The sequence below is a fragment of the Advenella kashmirensis W13003 genome (assembly GCF_000506985.1).
Taxonomy (GTDB): Bacteria; Pseudomonadota; Gammaproteobacteria; order Burkholderiales; family Burkholderiaceae_B; genus Advenella; species Advenella kashmirensis_A.
This window is the reverse complement of the sequence record NZ_KI650981.1, coordinates 141,309-161,646: the sequence shown is the minus strand read 5'-3', so window position 1 is coordinate 161,646 and position 20,338 is coordinate 141,309. Positions and strand designations below refer to the sequence as shown.

Annotated in this window: 17 protein-coding genes; 7 read left to right on the top strand and 10 right to left on the bottom strand. The window is 54.9% G+C overall.

Features of this window, described 5'->3' with window-relative positions; all coding sequences use genetic code 11:
• The first annotated feature begins 14 nt into the window (after nt 1-14).
• Entirely contained in the window at nt 15-1,601 is a 1,587-nt protein-coding gene (locus W822_RS40315; RefSeq protein WP_024006427.1) for an ABC transporter substrate-binding protein, read from the top strand.
• Nucleotide 1,602: 1 nt separating this feature from the next.
• Here the strand turns inward: W822_RS40315 and W822_RS40310 are convergent, their stop codons facing one another.
• The 5 genes from W822_RS40310 to W822_RS40290 all read right to left on the bottom strand — a co-directional run bounded on the left by W822_RS40310 (nt 1,603) and on the right by W822_RS40290 (nt 9,453).
• Nucleotides 1,603-1,914, bottom strand: a complete 312-nt coding sequence (locus W822_RS40310) for a DUF2149 domain-containing protein (RefSeq protein WP_024006426.1) — start codon at nt 1,912-1,914, stop codon at nt 1,603-1,605.
• Nucleotides 1,911-2,420, bottom strand: coding sequence for a MotA/TolQ/ExbB proton channel family protein (locus W822_RS40305; RefSeq protein ID WP_024006425.1), 510 nt, complete (start codon nt 2,418-2,420; stop codon nt 1,911-1,913). Before W822_RS40305 ends, W822_RS40310 begins: the two co-directional genes overlap by 4 nt.
• 93 nt (nt 2,421-2,513) lie before the next feature.
• Nucleotides 2,514-6,458 (bottom strand): cobaltochelatase subunit CobN, encoded by a 3,945-nt coding sequence (cobN, locus tag W822_RS40300; RefSeq protein WP_253272324.1) that lies wholly within the window; start codon nt 6,456-6,458, stop codon nt 2,514-2,516.
• A gap of 74 nt (nt 6,459-6,532) precedes the next feature.
• Entirely contained in the window at nt 6,533-8,527 is a 1,995-nt protein-coding gene (locus W822_RS40295; RefSeq protein ID WP_031243252.1) for a TonB-dependent receptor domain-containing protein, read from the bottom strand.
• A gap of 185 nt (nt 8,528-8,712) precedes the next feature.
• The gene (locus W822_RS40290; protein WP_024006422.1) at nt 8,713-9,453 is read right to left on the bottom strand and encodes an SDR family oxidoreductase; all 741 of its coding nucleotides are present in this window, start codon (nt 9,451-9,453) and stop codon (nt 8,713-8,715) included.
• Nucleotides 9,454-9,573: 120 nt separating this feature from the next.
• Here W822_RS40290 and W822_RS40285 point away from each other — a divergent pair, with 120 nt between their 5' ends.
• Nucleotides 9,574-10,479, top strand: a complete 906-nt coding sequence (locus W822_RS40285; protein ID WP_024006421.1) for a LysR family transcriptional regulator — start codon at nt 9,574-9,576, stop codon at nt 10,477-10,479.
• A gap of 163 nt (nt 10,480-10,642) precedes the next feature.
• Entirely contained in the window at nt 10,643-12,022 is a 1,380-nt protein-coding gene (locus W822_RS0123910; protein WP_031243248.1) for an MFS transporter, read from the top strand.
• A 62-nt stretch (nt 12,023-12,084) separates the two neighbouring features.
• Here the strand turns inward: W822_RS0123910 and W822_RS40280 are convergent, their stop codons facing one another.
• From W822_RS40280 to W822_RS40265, 4 genes are all read right to left on the bottom strand, one after another.
• Complete coding sequence (locus tag W822_RS40280) at nt 12,085-13,599, bottom strand: MFS transporter (protein ID WP_024006420.1); 1,515 nt, start codon at nt 13,597-13,599, stop codon at nt 12,085-12,087.
• A gap of 93 nt (nt 13,600-13,692) precedes the next feature.
• A complete protein-coding gene (locus W822_RS40275) occupies nt 13,693-14,292 on the bottom strand; it encodes a TetR/AcrR family transcriptional regulator (RefSeq protein WP_031243242.1) in 600 nt (199 codons plus the stop codon).
• Nucleotides 14,293-14,485: 193 nt separating this feature from the next.
• The gene (locus W822_RS40270) at nt 14,486-15,700 is read right to left on the bottom strand and encodes an MFS transporter (RefSeq protein WP_024006417.1); all 1,215 of its coding nucleotides are present in this window, start codon (nt 15,698-15,700) and stop codon (nt 14,486-14,488) included.
• A 112-nt stretch (nt 15,701-15,812) separates the two neighbouring features.
• A complete protein-coding gene (locus tag W822_RS40265; protein ID WP_024006416.1) occupies nt 15,813-16,166 on the bottom strand; it encodes a cyclophilin-like fold protein in 354 nt (117 codons plus the stop codon).
• Between the two features lie 252 nt (nt 16,167-16,418).
• On the opposite strand from W822_RS40265, the gene W822_RS40260 reads away from it, so the two are divergent.
• From W822_RS40260 to W822_RS40250, 3 genes are all read left to right on the top strand, one after another.
• Nucleotides 16,419-17,318, top strand: a complete 900-nt coding sequence (locus tag W822_RS40260; RefSeq protein WP_024006415.1) for a LysR family transcriptional regulator — start codon at nt 16,419-16,421, stop codon at nt 17,316-17,318.
• A gap of 330 nt (nt 17,319-17,648) precedes the next feature.
• On the top strand, nt 17,649-17,930 hold the full coding sequence (locus W822_RS40255) for a BrnT family toxin (protein WP_024006414.1): 282 nt from the start codon (nt 17,649-17,651) through the stop codon (nt 17,928-17,930).
• On the top strand, nt 17,902-18,189 hold the full coding sequence (locus W822_RS40250) for a BrnA antitoxin family protein (protein WP_024006413.1): 288 nt from the start codon (nt 17,902-17,904) through the stop codon (nt 18,187-18,189). Before W822_RS40255 ends, W822_RS40250 begins: the two co-directional genes overlap by 29 nt.
• 306 nt (nt 18,190-18,495) lie before the next feature.
• Here W822_RS40250 and W822_RS40245 read toward each other — a convergent pair whose 3' ends face one another.
• Entirely contained in the window at nt 18,496-19,674 is a 1,179-nt protein-coding gene (locus W822_RS40245; RefSeq protein ID WP_024006412.1) for an MFS transporter, read from the bottom strand.
• Between the two features lie 262 nt (nt 19,675-19,936).
• On the opposite strand from W822_RS40245, the gene W822_RS0123905 reads away from it, so the two are divergent.
• On the top strand, nt 19,937-20,284 hold the full coding sequence (locus tag W822_RS0123905; protein ID WP_155848190.1) for a hypothetical protein: 348 nt from the start codon (nt 19,937-19,939) through the stop codon (nt 20,282-20,284).
• Nucleotides 20,285-20,338: the final 54 nt, after the last annotated feature.

The following is a 20,338-nucleotide window of genomic DNA, read 5'->3' as shown; positions in this document are numbered from 1 at the left end:
ATGGAATATAGTTCATGAAAAAGTATTTAAGCGCGGCACTCTTCGTGTTTGCCTTTTACTTCCCCGCGCAGGCCGCGACCGTCACGCCAGTGCGAGGCGGCACTTTGCAGGCAATCGTACAGCCGGAGCCTACGGCGCTGACCTCCTCCTTTCAGAATACATTCCCGAACCTGATCGTCTCTGCAAATATTTTCGATGGTTTGCTTACCTATGACGAGAACAGCAAACCCCAGCCAGGCCTGGCGGAACGATGGGAAGTCGCCCCGGACGGGCTGACCATCACTTTTCATCTGCGGCACGGCGTGAAATGGCACGACGGACAACCGTTCACATCGGCGGATGTCAAATTCAGTCTGCTCGAAGTATGGAAAAAACTGCATACCCGGGGCCGGGTCACGTTTGCCCCCGTGACTTCGGTGGACACACCGGATGAACATACCGTGGTGCTGCACCTGGCCCATCCTTCAATCGTCATATTAAGTGCATTGAATGCAGTCGAATCCCAGGTTATCCCAAAGCATATCTATGAAGGAACAGATTTCAACAAGAATCCGGCCAACGTTCGCCCTATCGGTACCGGTGCGTTCAAATTCAGGCAATGGAACAAGGGGCAATATATCGAACTGGAGCGCAACCCTGACTACTGGGATAGCGGCAAACCCTATCTGGACAAATTGATATTTCGCATCGTCCCCGACGCAGGATCGCGCGCCGTTGCGCTGGAAACCGGAGAAGTACAATATGCCCCTTACGATGCCGTCGCGCATGCCGACGTGAAGCGTCTTGAACAAACCGGCAATTTACGGGTCACAACCAACGGATATAGCTGGCAGGCGCAGAATGTATTTCTCGAATTCAATCTGCGCAACCCGATTCTGGAAAAACTCAAAGTTCGCCAGGCTATTGCACATGCAATCGACGTCAAAAGCCTGATCAAGACAGTGTGGTACGACTTCGGCAAACCGGCAACGGGCATGATCCCCTCCAGCCTGACCGATTTTTATACCACTGACGGCGTGCCTCAATACCCCTTTGATCCTGCACGCGCAGAAGCCCTGCTGGACGAAGCAGGCTATCCTCGCAAGGAAAACGGCGTCCGCTTTTCCCTGAAGCTGGATTATCAGCCATTTAATGAAGCATACAAATTTCACTCGGAGTACCTGCGCCAGAACCTGAAGGCAATCGGTATCGCCGTGACTGTCCGCAATCAGGATCTGCCCGGTTTTATCAAGCGTGTCTATACCGATTACGATTTTGATATCAATACCGGCCAGATTTCCCCTTACCTGGATCCGCAAATTGGTGGTATACGCCACTATTGGTCGAAAAGTATTGCGAAAGGAGTGCCCTGGACCAACGCATCCAACTACTCGAATCCCGGAGCAGACAAGATTATTGAAAGAATCCAGGTTTCGAATGACCCGGAAGAACGATTCCGGCTGTTTCACGACTTGCAGCGGATTGGCATGAACGATCTTCCGGTACTGCCCTTGTTTGAAATTCAGCACTTCACGCTATACAGCAGCAAATTGCATGGCGTGGGGGCTGAACCTGACGCCGCCATTTCATCGCTGAAAAACATCTGGATTGAGCACGAATAGATTAATTTTTCTCAGGTACATAAATCATGCGACCATCATCCAGGCGATACGTTACCCCCGCACGTGCCCCCATTCCCTCTCCGACTTCGCCGCTGGATTCGTATCGTGTCAGCTCCTTGCCTTCCTTGACCGTAATGCGCATGTCCTCTTTACCGGGATTTTCCACAACAGTCACGTTATCCCGTGACAGGGGACCCAGCGGATTCTGCGCAATGACGATCATCAGCAACCCGATAATAACTAAAAACAAATCGATCAGGTTCACCACTGACAACATGGGATCGGTATCATCATCTTCCAGAAAACGCGTCATACCGACTCCGTCTGCAATAACAGGGCCCGTTCGGCCTCTTGCAAGTCCTGCAAAAGCCAGCGGCGGCGGACGGTGAGAATAAAGAAACTCACACTGGCCGCCAGCAATGCGAGGATGACCGCCGAGAACGCGGCCACCATATTTTTACCTACTTCCGTGGCATCGCCATTGCCCAGTGCCAGCAGTGCCGGTCCCATCGGGATCATGGTCGCAATCAATCCGAGCATCGGCGCCGTGCGTGATACCACCCGCAACCACTCCAGGCGCTTCAGGATATACAGTTCCATATCGCCAGAGGATATGTCCATGCGCTGTAGCTTTTGCCGGGTCGCCCTGAGCAATCGCTCCGTGCCAGGCTGCCGCCGACGCTGCCAGCCTTCGACAAAAAAAGCACCCAGCATGGCAATGGCATACAAAAGAGAAAAAGCGATCAGAAGCAGGACCGGCATGAGAAAAACACGCGAGACTGCATACAGCAAATGTTCGATATTGGCAAAATAGTCCATAAGGGTCATGTCGATAAAGAAGGAGTTAATGAAAAAACTGAATGAACTAATTTAAGCGGCGTACCTTAAGCGAGGTACTTTAAGCGACGTACGTCAAACGGCGTCCGGGCTGGATCCTGACGGACCCATGCTGCTACCGTGGCCCGAGAGGCGACCCGTCCGCCACTGCCTCACACCGCCGGCTACGCCTGCCGCCAGCAGCACCAGCAATGCCAGCACCGTATCCAGCACCGTGTCCTGCGCCGATTCGGCAGACGTCTCCACTCGGGTCAGAACAGGTCCCTGCACAGATTGCGTCGTTTGTTTCGCTGATGTCGAGCTTTCAGGCGGGGCTGGATGGGCTGGCGCGGAATCACGTTGCGGCGCTTGGCCGGAGGTCAGGCCAAACCCCTGGGCCAAATCGGCGAGGTACTGACGCGTCACCTGTGCGCCGGTACTCACGTCCAATTGCTCGTCAAGTTGCTGCCAGCGCGCAGCCAGGTCACGCCGGGTCTGTTCGGGTGCGTCCCAGTATCCTTTGCGAATGGCTTCAGCCATTCGTTCCATGATCTGCGCCTGGGCCGTGGGATTGTGCTGTTCGAACCATTGGTGCGTGCCCAGCTCGCGCGTGTCATTGACATAGGTATCGAACATGGCCTGCCATTGATCGTCGCGCACAGTCGAGGGATCCATGACCTGCCATCCAAACAGGTTATTGGTCACATTGAGCACTTGCAGCGTGCCGGCATATCCTTCCTGCTGCATGGCGCTGATCCATTGCGGGTTGAGATAGCGACCACGCATTTCGTCGGAAAGAAAGCGGGCCAGGCCGGTAGTTCTGATCCGGCTGTCACGCAGATCGGAAATCAGCAATTGCGGCGCCTGGCCGTCCAGGTGGCGAATGGCCGCCGAGAGACCGCCCATGAACTCGAACGGATGGTCCGTAGAAAGCACACCGTGCAAGTTTGACGACCGCGACATGATCGCGGCTTGCGTTCCCCGTAGTTGCTCGGCCAGCAAATTGGTTCCGGTCGATGTCTGTGTCAATTGCCTGGTGCCGTAGGCATAGCCGCTACTATCCAGAAAGCGCTGGGCCAGTCCGGCATCATCGTCCCACTCGGTTGAGCGCAACGCCAGATCGGGTACACCGGTGCCGTACGCGCCAGGCTCATTGCCAAAAATACGATACCGGGCTGCGACATCGGCCTGATCCGCCGTCATACCCTGTTGCCGCAGCACCGCTGCGACACGCCGGTTATTCGCGGCAATGGGATTGCCCGGTTCGTCCAACGCTGCCAGCCGCAGCAATGCATCGTCAAGCAGTCGCATGAAACTGTCGAACTGGTCCCGGTACACACCGGTCACGTGAATCACCACATCAGAGCGCGGTCTGCCCAGCGTTTTGACGGGAATAATCTCCAGAGTGGTGACCCGACCCCCGCTGTCCCAGACAGGACGCAGTCCCAAGGCATGCAGAACCTGCGCTTCTGTCACCCCCAGATGACGGATTGCTTCGGATGACCACAAGCTGTACGCCAGCTTTTGCGGCCATTCACCATTGTGCTGGGCACGAAACGTCTCTACCAACTGGTCGTACGCCGTCGCTGCCGCATCGTAGGCAGCACGGGAAGGAATTTTATCTGCCTCGAAGGCGTATAAATTGCGCCCGCTCTCCACGCTCGGATCGCGAACCGGATCGCCCCCCGCACCTGGCAAAACAAACCCACCGGCCAACCCGGCAAGCAATGCCTCATTCTCCTGCGTGTCGCGCAGACGCCGATCCTGCTCCCTGACGCGCTGGGCAAAATCGGCGACGGGGCCGCGCGGCATCTTCGCTTCGACTGGGTCCAGCATTTGCTGCACAGCGCGATATGCCGGGTTCGTCAACAGTGCGTCGTGGTCTGCGGTGAAAAGCTCGTTTTGGTCCACACCAAGTGCGGCATAGAAAGGCTCGCCGAGTTGCTGCATGATGGTGCTTGCACGATGCGCGGCGCTGGCGGGCTGGCCAAAGGTGTGCAGCCCCAGCGGCATGGCCGTGCGCGCCAACTCATGCAATTGATCGTGGACCGCCTGCAGAAAGCCCGCAAAATCGCTTTCGGCCTGATCCCTGCTCCATCCCAGGTCCTGGTGCAGGTTGGCCGCGAAAGCGGCTTGCCGAATACGCGTCGCTACCTGATCCCGTACCATGCCCTCATCCAGTTGCTGGTACTCATGGATCATGAGATGCAGGTCACGCAACTGGTCATAGAGTCCGGCTGGTGCGAAGGGCGGCGTCTGGTGACTGATGGTGACCGCCCGGCCGCGCCGCTTGGCCTGAATGGCTTCGCCGATATTGTCCTGGATGTACGGATAGAATATGGGCAGACCTCCCGCAGCGAGCCAGGGATAGTCTGTCGCAGCCAGGCCACGATCCTTGCCCGGCAACCATTCCTGTGTTCCGTGCGTGCCCAGGTGAATGAGCGCATGGGCACGGTACTGCTTTTGCAAATACAAATACGCGGCCATGTACAGATGGTCGGGCGCGCTGGCGGTGTCATGATAGTGCGCAGCCGTATCGGCGTGGCGCGGCATTTGCGGCATGACCAGCAGGTGCCCGATCTGCCACCGGGGAATCACGAAATAACGCTGCCCGTCGATCTCGCGCACCGAATGATGACGCGCCGGCGGGCCCTGATGACGCAATTGTGCCTGCCGTTCGCCAGGCAGCGTCGCCAGCCAGCGCTCGTAATCGGCCAGCGGATAGAGGCCAGCCAGGTCGTCTGCCAGCAGATCGTCCAGGGATACACGACCGTATAATGCACCCAGCATACGCTGTCCGGTCTCAATGACGCGCTTTTCGCTTAACGGCTCACCGACCGCGTAACCCTGCGCCGCCAGCGCTACCTGGATCGACACAACGCTGCGCGGCAGGTTCAGATTGGATGCGCCCAGGTTCTTTTCACCGGCGGGATAATTCCAGAACATCAATGCAAGGCGCTTGTCGGCAGCAGGCGTATGTCGCAAGGCCACCAGGCTCTGCAATTTGGCAATCAGGGCGTCTGCCTGCAGCGGCAGCAAATTATCCACACCTGCAGTGGCGGCCGATAAAACCAGCGGGTCGCTGATCCCCCAGCCTTCCGGGCCAGCCAGGAAGATGGCAGCGGTGCGGGCATTCACGCCGCTGGCAGCAGCGGGCCATGCGCTCGCTTCACCTTCCCGAAAACTCAGGGTCTGGATCACAGGCACGTTCAGCGTCCTGAAATCGCGTGCCCGCGCGGCGCCGTCGCGCATATGCGTCAGGTTGACGAGCACGTCTACCCTGGCGTTTTGCAGGGCGCCGGCCAGTCCTGCCGGTTTGTCCGCATCCACCCAGAAAACAATCGGTACCAGGCCAGCGGTTTCGCTGCGGCGAACCAGCTCATCCACCTCGCGGGTGACGAAATCCGTCACCACTTGCCGGCTGATCAGGAAAGCGACACGACCTGAATATCCCTGCCCTGTGGCCACCAGCGAATAGGTCGTGGCATGCCAGTCCAGATAGGCTTCTACATTGTCGAAAATCCGACTGGCTTGCGGGTGATAGAAACCGATATCCGCAGCACGCTCGGGCGCCTTCAACTGTTCAATGGAGGGCTCTTCACCTTCAGATGCAGAACGGGCCAGTGCAAAGAAGCGTCGGAAATTGTCTTCTCCACCCACACTGTATAGCCCGGCGAGGACGGCTCCCGCGCGCGCTTCCAGATTCTGCCATTGTGGTCGGCCACCGCCCACCGTCAGTTGCGGCGTGTCATTATTGCGAGCCGGCGATTGCCGCGCCTGTGCCAGCCGTTCCTCGACCATTGCACGATCACCCGGCCTGGGCGCATCAAGCACAATCAACGCCGCGTTGGCAAGCGCTACTTTGAGTTCCTGCGACGATGCCGTCTCTACATCCAGCGCCTGCAGCGTCACGTCTTCCTGAGCAGCAATACGCTGCAAATGCGCAAATTTGTCTGCCGAAACGAAATGATTGTGCAGCACCTGCACCACCGGTCCCGCATACACATTAGCAGCGATCAGGCTGAAATAAAGCGCCAGCAAGCCACTGCATATCAGGCGGACCCATTGCTGCGACTGTTGCTGACAAACCCTCCTGTTTATACATTGCAGCCGCATCAGAATTGTGCCTTTAATCCGACAAAATAGCGCCGCCCTTCATCGGCTCGACTGTAAAGAGCGAGGTCGTCATTGGCCAGACGCTTGTCACTGAGGTTTTCCACACCGACCTGCACACTGAGATTGCGATTCAGGGCGTAGTCCAGATACCAGTGCAACAGCGTATACCCCGGGCGTTTGCCCGCTTCGTCCGCCCGCTGCTGAGCGCCGATGTATTCAAGCTGCACCCGCGTAGACAGGGACGCCAGCGGTTTCCAGGCCAGCGTCGCATTCGCGCGATGCCGGGAGCGATCAGGCATCGGCCCGCCGCTAACGCGGTCGCGGGCATCCAGATAAGTGTAATTGGCATCCAGCCGCCACCGGGGCGACAAATCCACGCCGCCAGTCAACTCCACGCCTTGCAGGCGGACCCTGGCGACATTCTCGTACGCCAGGCAGACGCGGCCAGGAACAAAGCAGGCAGGCTGCCTGACTGTATCGATCAGGTTGCGTACATCATTGTGAAAAAAGGTCGCACTGGCCGACCACGATTGCGTCTCATAAGCCGCCCCCAACTCAAAGGAACGATTGGTCTCGGGCTGCAGCTCCGGATTTCCCCTGATGACGCCTCGTCCACCCATTGCAGCCCAGGACTCGAATTCCGGAGACAGTTGCTTGAGCGTCGGCGCCTTGAAGCCGCGCCCTACCCCGGCCTTCAATGTCAGGCGTTCCGTGGGATGGAAAAGCAGATACGCGCGAGGACTGATCTCCCAGCCGAAATCCTCATGCCGGTCGACGCGGCTGCCCAGTACCAATTCCCAGTGTTTACCCAGCGCCATCTCATCCTGCACAAATAATGCGTAATGATTTTGGGACTGCTTGCCTTTGCGATTTACATTCGGATCTTCCAGGGTTTCGCGCCTGACTTGGCCCCCGACGGTCAGCCTATGGATCGGGCCCACGCGGAAACTGGCCTGCGTATCCAACACCGTATCGACGAAACGATTGGGACCACTGGCATCATCGCCATCACTACGCCAGATCTGCCGGTCCAGGGTACTGCGATACAAACGGACCCGGCTGGTCCCCCAATTCCAGTCCCCTGTGTGAGAGAAAGCATAACGACGGCGCTGGATTTCGTTTTCGCTGCGGTATGGGACCCCGCGAGATCCGCCATGCACGCCGGCCTGTTTTTCGTTGACGGCATCTGCGGTCAGGTCGATACGCTGCCGGGAATCCGGCGTCCAGCTCAGTCCGAGATGCCCGGTCAGGGCGCGTTGCCGGTCAAGCGCGCTTAATGCGGTATCGGTGGCATCGTGCAACATACTGCGCTGCCTGAACTCCCCCCAGGCGGTCAGCCCCAGTTGACCGGGCACAATCGGTCCACCAATATAAAAGCCGTTTTTGTACTGGTTACCGCCCAGACCATGATCATTGGCAAGCGCATAGCTGCTGAGCGACCCCGCCCAATGATCAGTCGCATCGCGCGTGATCACGTTGACAACCCCGCCCAGGGCTTCTGACCCATACAACGACGACATCGGCCCACGCACCACCTCCACGCGCTCGATTGCCTCTGCAGGCACCCAGCCTAACTCGAGATCGGAATGAGCAATTGCCGAAGCAGAAGAACTGATCCGCTGTCCGTCAACGAGCATCAGCGTATGCTCCCCACTCATGCCGCGAATAGATATTCCCCTGCGTCCCTGTCCGACATTTTCCAGACTGACTCCGACCGTGTCTTTGAGGGCATCTGCCAGATCATTGACGGGTCGCCGGCGTAACTGCTCTCCGTCGACAATGGTGATACTGGCGGGCGCATGACTCAGTTGCCGCTCATTATCAGTCGCCGTAACCACCACAGTCGGCAAGGTCATGACATAGTCGCCGGGAGGTGCCGAAACAAGCGGACGTGCACGCCTCTCCGATTCTTCCTCCAATGGGCCGGGCGCGGCCGAACTGCTCCATGCCATCAGCGCCAATAAGCTGACGATGGCTGTAAATCTCTCATTCATATTACGAATTCACTTGCAATTCCCGGGCTCGGCTCAACAAGGCGCGACAGCATTGGGCTGGTTTTAAAAAGTTATGTTATAACATAACATTTAAAAAGTGAATCCGTCAATCTTTATGAAGAAGCCAAACGGCGTAAAGGGACAGCGCCGGTGTTGGCTGTTCTTCGGACGAAGAAAACAGAACGTCAGGCAAACCCGCCGTTGGCCCGCAGTATCTGCCCGTTCACCCATCCCCCGCCCTCTCCCGCCAAAAATGAAATCACGGCGGCAATATCTTCCGGCGTCCCCAATCGCTCCAAGGGCGCGAGTTTGGCGATCTGCTCAATCTGTGCCGCCGTTTTACCCTGGCGGAAAAGCTCGGTATCGACCGGTCCGGGCGCCACGGCGTTCACTGTAATATGACGACCTCGCATTTCATTGGCCAACACGCGCACCAGTCCTTCTACGCCGGCCTTGGACGCAATATAAGGGCCATAGCCCGGAAATGATTTGGCGATGACGCTGCTGGATAATGCAATGATCCGGCCACCTTCCCGAACAGCGGTCGCGGCCTGTGCCAGCACCAGAAAAGCGCCGCGCAAATTGGTCGCAATCGTTTTATCAAAGTCAGCCAGATTCTTCGCATCGATCGATGCCATGGGCATCACACCCGCACTATTGACAACAACATCAACCCGTCCGAATGTCTTTTGTGCGAACTCGAAAAGCGCCAGTACATCCTGGGGATTCGAGATATCGCCCTGAACGGCGACGGCTTTGCCCGCAGCCTGCTCTATTTCGCTGACAGTTTCCTGCGCCTTGCCAACGTTCCCGGCATAATTGACAACGACCGCGAAGCCGTCTTTGGCCAGGCGTTTGGCGATGGCCCGACCGATCCCTCTGGAACCGCCGGTCACAATCGCCGCTTTCATATTTTCTGAATTCATTACATGCTCCAACTGATTGATTGAAAAAACCATTCTGATGAAACATTATTCTTGTATATACTGGCCAAGTAAATACCGCAAGCCTGGCATCTGAATTCAACAAATCTCAACAATCGAACCGTGGACCGCCTAAATTCCCTCCAACTATTCATCCGCATTGTGCAAATGGGCAGCTTCAGCCAGGCAGCAAGCGCCCTGAACATACCGCGCGCGACGGCGACCTATGCCATCAAGGAACTGGAGACCAGTCTGGGCACACGCCTGCTGGACCGGACTACGAGGCATGTGCGCATAACCCACGACGGACAGGCGTTTTATGAACGATGCGTACGTTTGCTCGGCGAGCTGGACAACGCTTTCACGTCGGTTAGCCAGAGCACTCGGGACCCGCAGGGCGTATTGCGCGTCGATATGCATGGTACGCACGCCACCACTATCGTATTGCCCAATATCCATGAATTTCATGCGAAATATCCCCATATTGAATTAGTGATCAGCAGTGGCGACAGGCTGGTCGACCTGGTTCGTGAGGGGATTGACTGCGTCATACGCGCAGGAACGCCCAGGGACTCTACATTGATCGCCAGAAAACTGGCCGTGTTGCCGCAAGTTGTCTGCGCCAGTCCGGGCTATATTGATACGTTTGGAACACCCAGTCATCCGCAAGAACTCTCAAAGCACAAAGAAGTCCGGTTCTTTTCCCGTAGCGGTATGGTTCGTTATCCGCTGCAGTTCACCATCAAGGGCAAAACGGAAAACTTTTTTCTGGAGAGCTGGATATCCGTTAATGACGCAGAAAACTATGTCACCAGCGCGCTGCATGGCTACGGACTGATTCAGGTGCCGCGCTTTCATGTCGAAGAAGCGTTGCGGCAGGGAGCGCTTATTGAAGTCCTGCCTGAATGGTCGAGCCCGGATTTACCGCTGTCGGTGCTGTATCCGTATCGCGAGCATATGCCCCAGAGACTGCGCGTTTTTATCGACTGGCTTCGCAAGTTATACAAACGTAAATTCGACCCTGCGTGACCGGTTGTGAAGAAAAACGAAAAATTTATAGCACCCCTGGCAAATTGCCCGTGACGGTCCTCCTCAGTTATTCGTCAGCGTTAGAGGGTTAGAATAAGAAGGTTAGCTTCTCTTTTCAAACGCTCCTTGAGACGTTTCAAATCACCGACCAGGCCGTGACCGCATGCTGTTTCGCTTCGCTTCTACAGAAATTTATCCCATCAGCCAGGGTGTTCCCCAGAACGAGCGCTGGAAATCAGTATTGGCCGTCATGCTGGGCGTGTCAATGGCCAGTCTGGACACGGCGATCGCCAATACGGCTTTGCCCACCATGGCATCAGATCTGGGTACGACGCAAGCGTTATCTGTCTGGATCGTCAGCGCCTATCAGCTTGCCGTCGTCGCCGCATTATTGCCTGCCGCCTCACTGGGCGAAATCATCGGGCACCGCCGCATTTTAATGGCAGGACTTGTTCTGTTTACGCTGGCCTCTCTGGCTTGCGGCATGGCCCCTTCGCTGGAGTGGCTGGTGTTTGCCCGCGTCGTACAGGGATTGGGTGCCGCAGGACTGATGGCGGTCAATGGCGCCATGGTGCGTTTTATCTATCCATCCGGCTCATTGGGACGCGGAGTCGGCTTGAATTCGCTTGTGGTCGGGATTTCATTCGCAGCGGGGCCTACCCTGGCGTCCCTGATCTTATCGGTAGGCAGCTGGCACTGGCTCTTTCTGATCAATATACCGATAGGCCTTGTTGCCATGGCGCTGGGCCTGCGGGCACTGCCCGCGACGCCGCAGAGCAGCCGATCCTATGATCCACACGCCGCTCTTTTGTGCGCCGGTTTTTTTGGATTACTCGTTTATTCACTGAATGCAGGCGCACAAGGCAATACGGGCTGGACACTGGTGCTGACCAGTGCGCTGACCCTACTGTGCCTGCTCGCTCTGCTTCGCCGTCAGGCCGGCGTTCCGGCACCGCTGCTGGCGCTGGACCTGCTTCGCAAACCGATTTTTGCATTATCGGCGGCGACCGCCGTTTGTACATTTGCCACGCAAGCCCTGGCTTTTGTCTCTCTGCCTTTCATGCTCCAGCAGGTGCTGGGATATACCCAGATCGAAACAGGTTTTCTGATTACGCCGTGGCCCATTCTGGTTGCAGCGATGGCCCCTGTCGCGGGACGGTTATCCGACCGCTATCCGGCCGGCCTGTTGGCCGGCGTCGGACTGATCATGCTAAGCGCCGGAATGGCTTTTCTGGCGCTCATGCCGGCCGATCCGACCCCGCTTGATATAGGCTGGCGCATGGCGCTGTGTGGCGCCGGATTCGGATTCTTCCAGTCCCCGAACGTGCGTACCATCATGTCCTCGGCGCCGCCAGAGCGCAGCGGTGGTGCCAGCGGCATGATAGGCACCGTCAGACTGCTGGGCCAGTCGACCGGCGCGGCACTCGTGGCAGCCTGCTTTACCATGTCGTCGACCTACGGTGCAATAAACGCAATCTGGCTCGGCGCGCTCTTTGCTGCAATCGCTTCCGTCGCCAGCTTTATGAGACTACCCTATTCTTGAGCTTTTTCATTCAACTTAATTGTTGAACGCTACAGCCGCCCGGCGGCCTGTCGTTATGCTGCCTAATGATGTCCCGCGCCCGTTAGTGGCGGATCGCAAGCTCGTCGCAGAACAATCAGCCATTGCACCAGCGAGGCGACAGCCAGCAGGATGGCGGTCGTGACGATAACAGCCGAGAAGGAATGGTCAAAGGCGGCGCGCGCAAGATTAACGACGGCCTCTCGTTGCCCTTCCTCCAGTCGCTCTGCATAGAGCAGGGCCTGATCGAGCCCCTGACGCACTTGATCGGGCACGGCGACTCCTTCCGGAATGACCAGACTTCGCGTGTAAAAAGCCGACATCACGCTACCGAGCACGGCAATGCCGAGCGAACCTCCCAGCTCGTACGACACCTCCTCGATGGAGGCAGCCATTCCTGCGCTTTTTTCTGGCGCCGATAGCATGATCGCACTCGAAGCCGTAGTCACCGCAGCTCCAACCGCGAAGCCCATGACAACAAGCGAAGTCATCCAGTAGACGGGCGCCATGTCGCGGGTCAACAGAAAGACAAGCAGCGCGAGCGCGATCACGCCTAACGGCAACCATAGCAGCAGCTTCGTTCCGAGGCGCGGGAGAAGCAGACCGATAAGCGGGCCTGCAACGAAGGCCGCAAGCGGGATGGGAAGAATGCGCAGCCCGGCTTCGAGCGGCGAGAATCCTTGCACCAGCTGCAGTCTTTGGCTATAGACAAGTTCAACGCCGATCAGCGAACCCGAGGCCACCATTGCGGCCAACACTCCGCCCGCAAAGATGGGGTTGGAAAACAGGGAAAAATCGATCAACGGTACGCTGGCGCGACGGCTCTGACGGCGCACGAACGCGAACAGCGCAATGGCACCGATAGCCAGCGCGGCAGCCGCAATGATGGACGACGGATCGATCTTTGCGATTTCCTTTATCGCGAAAGTCATGCCGATAAGACCAACCATGATCAGTATCGAGCCAACCAGATCCCACTGCAACTCGGGATTGCCAGGCCGCTTCTCCAGAAGAAGCCCCCCTGCCAGCAGCGCGACGAGCACGACCGGTATGTTAATGAGAAAGACGGATCCCCACCAGAAATGCTCCAGCAGAAAACCGCCGACCACTGGACCAAGCGCCGCGCCGCCTGATGCAACAGCCGCCCAGACGCCGATCGCGAAGGACCGCTCCCGGGCATCTGTGAACGTCAGACGGATGAGCGAGAGGGTCGCCGGCATCATCAGGGCGGCACCGGCCGCCAACATGACGCGCGCACCGATCAGCGATGCTGCTGTGGGCGAATAGGCGGCCCACAATGAAGCCAACCCGAACACCAGCAGGCCAGCCAGGAAAGTCTGCTTGTGTCCGATGCGGTCACCAAGCGTACCCAGACCGGGCAGCAGCCCCGCAACGATCAACGGATAAATATTGACGATCCAGAGCTTTTCACTGGCGCTCACGTTCAGGTCGTGAGCGAGTGTCGGCAGCGCCGTGTAGAGTACCGTCATATCGATGACAATGAGCAGCAGCGCGCTCGAGACGATGGCCAGAATCAGCCAACGGTTTCCTTGAACCATCTAATGTCCTTCTTCCAACAATTGACAAAGAAGCACAGAGCATTACCCTGGTCATTCGGAACCAAACATGACTGCCTGTACTTCCAACCGCATTCAAACCTGAGTGGTTCCGTGCAGGAACGACAACTCAAACAGGGCAGGCAGACCCACCCTCGCGACTCGACCGCGCCGCTCGGCATCCTGCAGCCCAATCAATATAGAAATCCATAGTTCCGTCATGGCCGCGGCAGAGATGTCGATGCGAAACACGCCGGCCTGTTGCCCCCGCAAGAAAAAGGCGTCCAGCGCAGTCATCCAGTCTGTGTACGCCTGTTCCTCAATCGACGCGCCGGGTCTCCAGAAAAACGTCAGGAAAAGTGTCAGCTCCTGATTCTCCAGGCTCTTGACGGTCAGTCGCCTGAGTGCCTCCAGCGGAGGATCACGCCCCAGTTCGGCGCTGCGGATGGCCTGGCTAAGAGAGCGCGTCGCGTGTTCCATCAGGCGCTCGACAAGCTGATCGCGCGTCGGACAGAAACGATAAAGTGTTGCCTTGCTGACCCCTAAAGCACGAGCCAGTTCCTGCAAGGTGGCCGCTGGGTTCTCAAGCAGCGCCAGCGCCAACGAGGCAAGAAACTTCTCATCGTTTCTTGTCGCACCTTGTGCATTGAGTGCCTTGCCTTCGAGCGTATTTGCTCTAGTCTTTACAGGTTCCATAGATGTCATTGAATCCGGAAATTTCTTCAGTTATCAATGACATAATTTTAACTTATTTTAATAAAATTAAGACAATTTGAATCAAAAATGATTCATTTAAATATATTTAGAATCACAATCCCATACGACACTGGTATCCACGGCCTTGAGTTCAGCCCGCTGCTCCTTCACAGCCGCGCGTGGACCATACAGTTCATGCGGCATGCCTTGTTTTTCGTGCCGTCAACATTGTGAGCACAGCACACATCGCCAATAGCACGGCGCTTACGATAAACGTGCTTTGATACCCACTATGGTCGAAAAGCAGCCCGCCCAAAGTCGAACCCAGTGCAATGGACATCTGGACTACAGCAACAAACAAACCACCGCCCGCTTCAGCATCCTGTGGGAAAACCCTGGCGATCCAGGCCCACCACCCCACAGGAGCCGACGTCCCCGTCAAACCCCACAAACCGAGCAATACGACTACGGCAGCAAACAATCCACCAAATGCGGTCAAGGCCAAAGCCGTCATCGCCATTAATATCGGGATGATCACCAATGTCTGATAGAAACCGCGTTGCAGGACTTTACCAATCAACACAGTACCAATAAAACCTGCAGCACCGATTATGAGCAAAACGACGGAGATGGTGGAACCGTGCACGGCCGTTACTGTTTCCAGGAACGGCCGCACGTACGTGAACAGCGAAAACTGCCCCATAAACAACAGACTGCTTGCCAGCATACCGACAACAACACCAGGATGCTTAAACAATGTGAATACCTTGAAGGCACTCCCAATGCCCGTCACACGAGATGCTGCCTGCATAGAGGGAAGTGTTTTCCATTGCCAGAGCAATGCGATCAACGAGATCGGCACAAGGCACAAAAACGCGCCCCGCCACCCGACAACAGTGCCAAGGTAAGCGCCCAGTGGTGCAGCCACCACAGTGGCCAGCGCGTTGCCGCCGTTGACGATGGCCAGCGCGCGCGGCACGTCACGCGCAGGAACGAGCCTGATGGCAGTGGCCGCCGACATAGACCAGAACCCGCCCACGACGACGCCGATCAGTGCACGACCCAGCATATAGGTCAGATAGTTAGGCGCCAACGCCACAATTGCGCCAGACACGCCCATGGCGGCAGTCAACCCTAGAAGAAGTATCTTGCGGTTCAAACCACCCGCCATCGCAGAGATAAAGAGGCTCGTCAGTACGGCAAAGGCACCCGAAATGGCAATGCCTTGGCCGGCCATGCCTTCGGAGATATTCAATTCATTCGCAATAGGCGTCAGCAGGCTGACAGGCAGAAACTCTGATGCGATCAGCGCGAACGCGCAAACCGACATGGCGAATACACCACTCCAGGAAGCTGACGTTTCATTTTTATTCGTGTTCATGGACTCGTCGATAATGGTAGTTGTCATAGACTATTTTTTTCCATCTAGTACCAACAGAAAATGTTGCGTAGAGGATCGTGTGATTTCAAATTTTGTGAACTGTGCAGGATTCAGATTTCTTTGCATACAAATAGTTGACTCAGGGCTCAGCGCGCTCGATCCGCACTTGGTATGGCCCTGGCTGCGAAAGGACAGAGAGGCCCTCATCGACCTTACCCAGTGGTAACAGACTACGCGAATACGAACGCGGTTCGATGAAGATCGCCAAATTGCCCCAGGGCGCGTAATGAGTCAGCTCGCCAGCGACAGGCGCCATCCCTTCCGGAGCCCCTTGCGTAGACAGCTTGCGAGGCAGATCGGCAACCCGCTCGATACGGTCATAATCAGTCAATGTCAGGGTAAGAGGCAACAACGCTGCAAAATCCCTTGCAGTGGCATTGTCATACAGTGTGGCGGTGGCGGTTTGCGCACCGGCGACAAGACGAATTTTCATGGGAAATTCCTTTGAGAATGGCTGGACAGTGTTCGGTGCACGCTGGGCTAATGCCGCGCCTGCACCGCTAAGCAACCACGCATTTACGCAGACAAGCAAGGTTCTACCTGCCCATCTCAGGTATGGGTTGCAATTGAAATTGAGTGTTTTCATTAGGGGAATTGTGAGGCAGATCGAGCCTCATTACTAGCTAATTAATTCTTAATAGCCTTATAAGCTATACTAATTAATAATCTGTGAGACACTGGAAAAATGGTAAAGCGCAACCTCAACGATCTCCTATACTTTGTCACCGTTGCACGGGAAGGCAGTTTCACGCGCGCGGCATCCCTGCTTGGGGTCACGCAGTCTGCGCTGAGCCAAGCCATTCGGGGCCTTGAAACCAGGCTGGATATCCGCCTGCTGACACGTACCACCCGCAGTGTCTCGCCAACAGCGGCAGGAGAACGCCTGCTGAATGCCATTGGCCACAGATTCGATGAAATCGAGTCCGAACTGGAAGAGTTGACAGAGCTGCGCAATAAACCGGCTGGCACCGTCCGCATTACTTGTGGTGACTTTGCCCTGCATAGCATCCTGCTGCCCAAACTCATGCCGCTGGTACGCGACTATCCGGATATCAATCTGGAATTTGACGTGAATTTCGGACTGCGCGATATTGTGGCCGACCGATTTGATGCGGGCGTGCGCCTGGGCAACACCATTAACAAAGACATGATCGCCATCCCCATCGGTCCCGTCATGCGCCTGGCGGTGGTCGGCTCACCGGAGTACTTTGCCGCCAATTCAGTACCAAGGAAACCTCAGGACCTCATGAAGCACCGATGCATCAACCAGCGGATGCAAAGTTCCGGGGGCCTCTATGTGTGGGATTTTGAACACAATGGCCGACAAGTAAATGTACGGGTTGATGGCCAATTGATTTTCAACACCACCCAGCCGCAGATTGAAGCAGCATTGGCCGGCCTTGGACTTGTCTTATTACCCGAAGATGAATTGATGCCTTATATGGATAGTGGGGAGCTCATCCGGGTATTGGAAGACTGGTGCGCTCCATTTGGAGGTTATCATTTGTATTATCCGAGCCGCCGCCAGTCGTCGCCCGCGTTTTCACTGGTTGTTGATGCCTTGCGTTTGACCAAACATCGATAGAGTTTACGCAGCCTCTTCCAGCTTGTCTTGCAAAAAATGAGACGTCAAGCGTGGCGGAAATGCCCCGCCTCCTGCTTTCGATATCTATTCACATTCGACTAGAATCGTTTAGCGTTAGACGTTGCCTCCCAAGCCCGTACCTGTATCTGACTCATCTGCTTGTCAGGTAAGTCAGAATTTATCTCGGCTTGTGAGTACGCTCTACCAGGACAGCCGCTAAAAAATGCCACCCTGATATCGGAATCAGCCAATTAATATATATACATTAATTTCTTGAATTTTTAATTTAACGTATATATAATTATATCTACAACAAGGTAATCAAATAAATTGAAAATCGAATTTGATCCACTAAAGAACGCAATTAATTTCGCTAAACATGGCGTGTATTTTACGAAAGCTTCTAAACTGGATTGGGATGCGATTGTCATTTATGAGGACAGGCGCATAGATTACAGCGAAGCCCGTTATATCGGATATGCGCCGCTGAACATCCGCTTGTATTACGTTATTTTCACCGTCCGCCATGATGCATATCGAATCATCAGCTTGCGGAAGGCCAACGATCGGGAGCTTGAGCGTTATGAAAAAACTGTTAAAACCGTCCATTGAAGAGAACGATGCAATCAACAAAGCGATTGCCTCTGACCCTGATACTTTCGATCCGAAAGACGGTTTTGATCACTTGGTCCGAGTCGATCCGCGCAAACTAGGTCGCCCGGTCGGAAGTGGGCATAAAACCCAAATTTCCATTCGACTGGACGATGAAGTACTGGAAGTATTCCGCAAGTCTGGCCCAGGCTGGCAAACCCGTGTGAACGATGCTCTTAAGGATTGGCTTCGGACGCATAAAGTAACGGAGCAGTGTTAAACCAACGTAGCACCGATGGGTTATTCAGAACCTGAAAAGCATCGTAGTCAACGAAACCGGTCCATTTTTTATAAGAAATTTTAGGGTTTTGAATCCACTCCCGAAGACAGATTTTTGGACCAGGACGCAGATCGAAGCAATCATGAAGCAGCTCAAGCCCCACAAAAATACGTTGGATGGATGGGTGCAACGCACATTTAAGAAAGATCCATTAAAAAATCCTACGGTTTCACGTCGATGGAATGGACTGCGATATTATTGGACATGTGGATACTAGCAAAAGTATTTTCATCATATATCGCGTTTTCAACAGTTGCTGAAATACCGCTGCCCAACCAAGACTGTGACAAGGACAGCGCCCCCCGCGCAAAGGGCAACTGCAAAACCGCTGTGCGCACCCAAACCATCCACAAGCCACCCCGAGACGGCCGCACCCATAGCGATCCCAACATTCAAGCCACTGCCCAACCAGGCAAAGCTTTCTGTCAGTTGGTTTCCTGGCACTATGCGCTCTACCAATGACATGGCTACGATCAGGGTTGGCGCGAAAAACACCCCGCTGAGAAGCATGGTGATGGCCAGGCTTGTGATATTTCCGACAAAAAACAAAGGCAAGGTTGTGAGCAAAGTTGCAATACCGGAATACAGCAACTGCCGTCCTAGTGGGATGTCTATCTTGATTGCGCCAAACAGCAATCCGCCAATAAATGAGCCGAGTGCGTACGCAGACAAGACAACGCTCGCTGACGCCGCCTGGCCGTGTTGACTCGCAAATGCAATACTCACTACATCAATGGTTCCAACAATGATGCCCATCGACAACAACAAGATTAACAATGTCCGAACGCCCGCTATTCCGAGTGGGGATTTATCGTAGTGCGATACTCGCTGATCAATCTGCGGCTCCGTGCGCGTTTGCATGACAAACAGTCCCACTCCAAGCAGTTGGAGCAGTACTGCACAAAGCAATCCGGCCTCCGGGAACCACGTCACGCTCAAGCCAATAGCTAAGGGCGGTCCAATAATGAAACTAACTTCATCAAGGACAGCCTCCAAGGCATATGCAGCTTTCAATTGCGGTCGGCCTCGAAGCAAAGGTGTCCATCGCGCTTTTACCATGGCCGACATGCTTGGCATGCATCCGGCAAAAGCAGCGCATGCCAAAAGCGCCCATGCCGGCACATTCTGTCGCGCGAAAAATAAAAGAGCCAACATGAAAGACGCGCTGACAATCGCTGCGATCGGCAAAATTTTTCTTTGACCGTGACGATCTACCAATCGGGATACCTGAGGGGCCAGTACGGCCCCAGATAACGAAAATATCGCAGCAACCGTTCCCGAAAGTGCATACTCGCCACGAAACTGTGAAAGCATGATGATGATTCCCAGCCCTGTCATTGCCCTCGGCATCCGTCCAATGAAGGCCGCAGATGAGAAAGCAAAGCTACCCGGGGTTTTATAAATCTCCTTATATACGTTCATCATCAATGTCTCACTTACTAAAACTATACCGACTCTTCATGAGAGTGCAAATAACAATAATTATTCACCATTGTGAGAAAAGGTTGAGAATATGGTGGTTCATTGGATGGTCTGTCATTACCTTATTTGATAATACCCGGCACTCGGTTCGAATGCAGTTCATCCCGGATATACTAGCCACTATTTTTAATTTTTCCTGCGACATTTCGAAAACCTCCTACATATCGAATACTCAAATATCTGATTCAGGTATAGATAGTTTCAATTGTCTAATTCAGGCTCAACCTCTTTCAATACATACTATACGGTATCTTCCACGGGACGTTTTTTGCGCAAATGCCTCGAAAATTTTTGCTGGGTGATATTTGATCCCACAGGTAGCGAACCCCAATTCCAAGATAAGCAAGGCGATTGGCGAAAACACTCACGCAAAGAGAAGATTTTAAATATGCAACTAGCATTACGTGCAATGGCTGATTACGCCTATTCCACTCTTTCCGATGTAGCAAAAATCAAAAGTGAGCAAAAACTGAATGTATTAAAGGCGATAATCGATGAGGAGAAGGGTTCAGACATGATGGCAATATGTCGCTATTTTTTTGGACATGCTTGATAAGTACGAACCGAAGTTGAAGTAACTTATAGATACAATATCCTTTTCCTAAGG

Coding starts and splice junctions, on each gene's coding strand:
- W822_RS40315 (WP_024006427.1), top strand. CDS start 15: ATGAAAAAGTATTTAAGCGCGGCACTCTTCGTGTTTGCCTTTTACTTC.
- W822_RS40310 (WP_024006426.1), bottom strand. CDS start 1,914: ATGACGCGTTTTCTGGAAGATGATGATACCGATCCCATGTTGTCAGTG.
- W822_RS40305 (WP_024006425.1), bottom strand. CDS start 2,420: ATGGACTATTTTGCCAATATCGAACATTTGCTGTATGCAGTCTCGCGT.
- W822_RS40295 (WP_031243252.1), bottom strand. CDS start 8,527: ATGAATGAGAGATTTACAGCCATCGTCAGCTTATTGGCGCTGATGGCA.
- W822_RS40290 (WP_024006422.1), bottom strand. CDS start 9,453: ATGAATTCAGAAAATATGAAAGCGGCGATTGTGACCGGCGGTTCCAGA.
- W822_RS0123910 (WP_031243248.1), top strand. CDS start 10,643: ATGCTGTTTCGCTTCGCTTCTACAGAAATTTATCCCATCAGCCAGGGT.
- W822_RS40280 (WP_024006420.1), bottom strand. CDS start 13,599: ATGGTTCAAGGAAACCGTTGGCTGATTCTGGCCATCGTCTCGAGCGCG.
- W822_RS40275 (WP_031243242.1), bottom strand. CDS start 14,292: ATGGAACCTGTAAAGACTAGAGCAAATACGCTCGAAGGCAAGGCACTC.
- W822_RS40270 (WP_024006417.1), bottom strand. CDS start 15,700: ATGACAACTACCATTATCGACGAGTCCATGAACACGAATAAAAATGAA.
- W822_RS40265 (WP_024006416.1), bottom strand. CDS start 16,166: ATGAAAATTCGTCTTGTCGCCGGTGCGCAAACCGCCACCGCCACACTG.
- W822_RS40260 (WP_024006415.1), top strand. CDS start 16,419: ATGGTAAAGCGCAACCTCAACGATCTCCTATACTTTGTCACCGTTGCA.
- W822_RS40250 (WP_024006413.1), top strand. CDS start 17,902: ATGAAAAAACTGTTAAAACCGTCCATTGAAGAGAACGATGCAATCAAC.
- W822_RS40245 (WP_024006412.1), bottom strand. CDS start 19,674: ATGATGAACGTATATAAGGAGATTTATAAAACCCCGGGTAGCTTTGCT.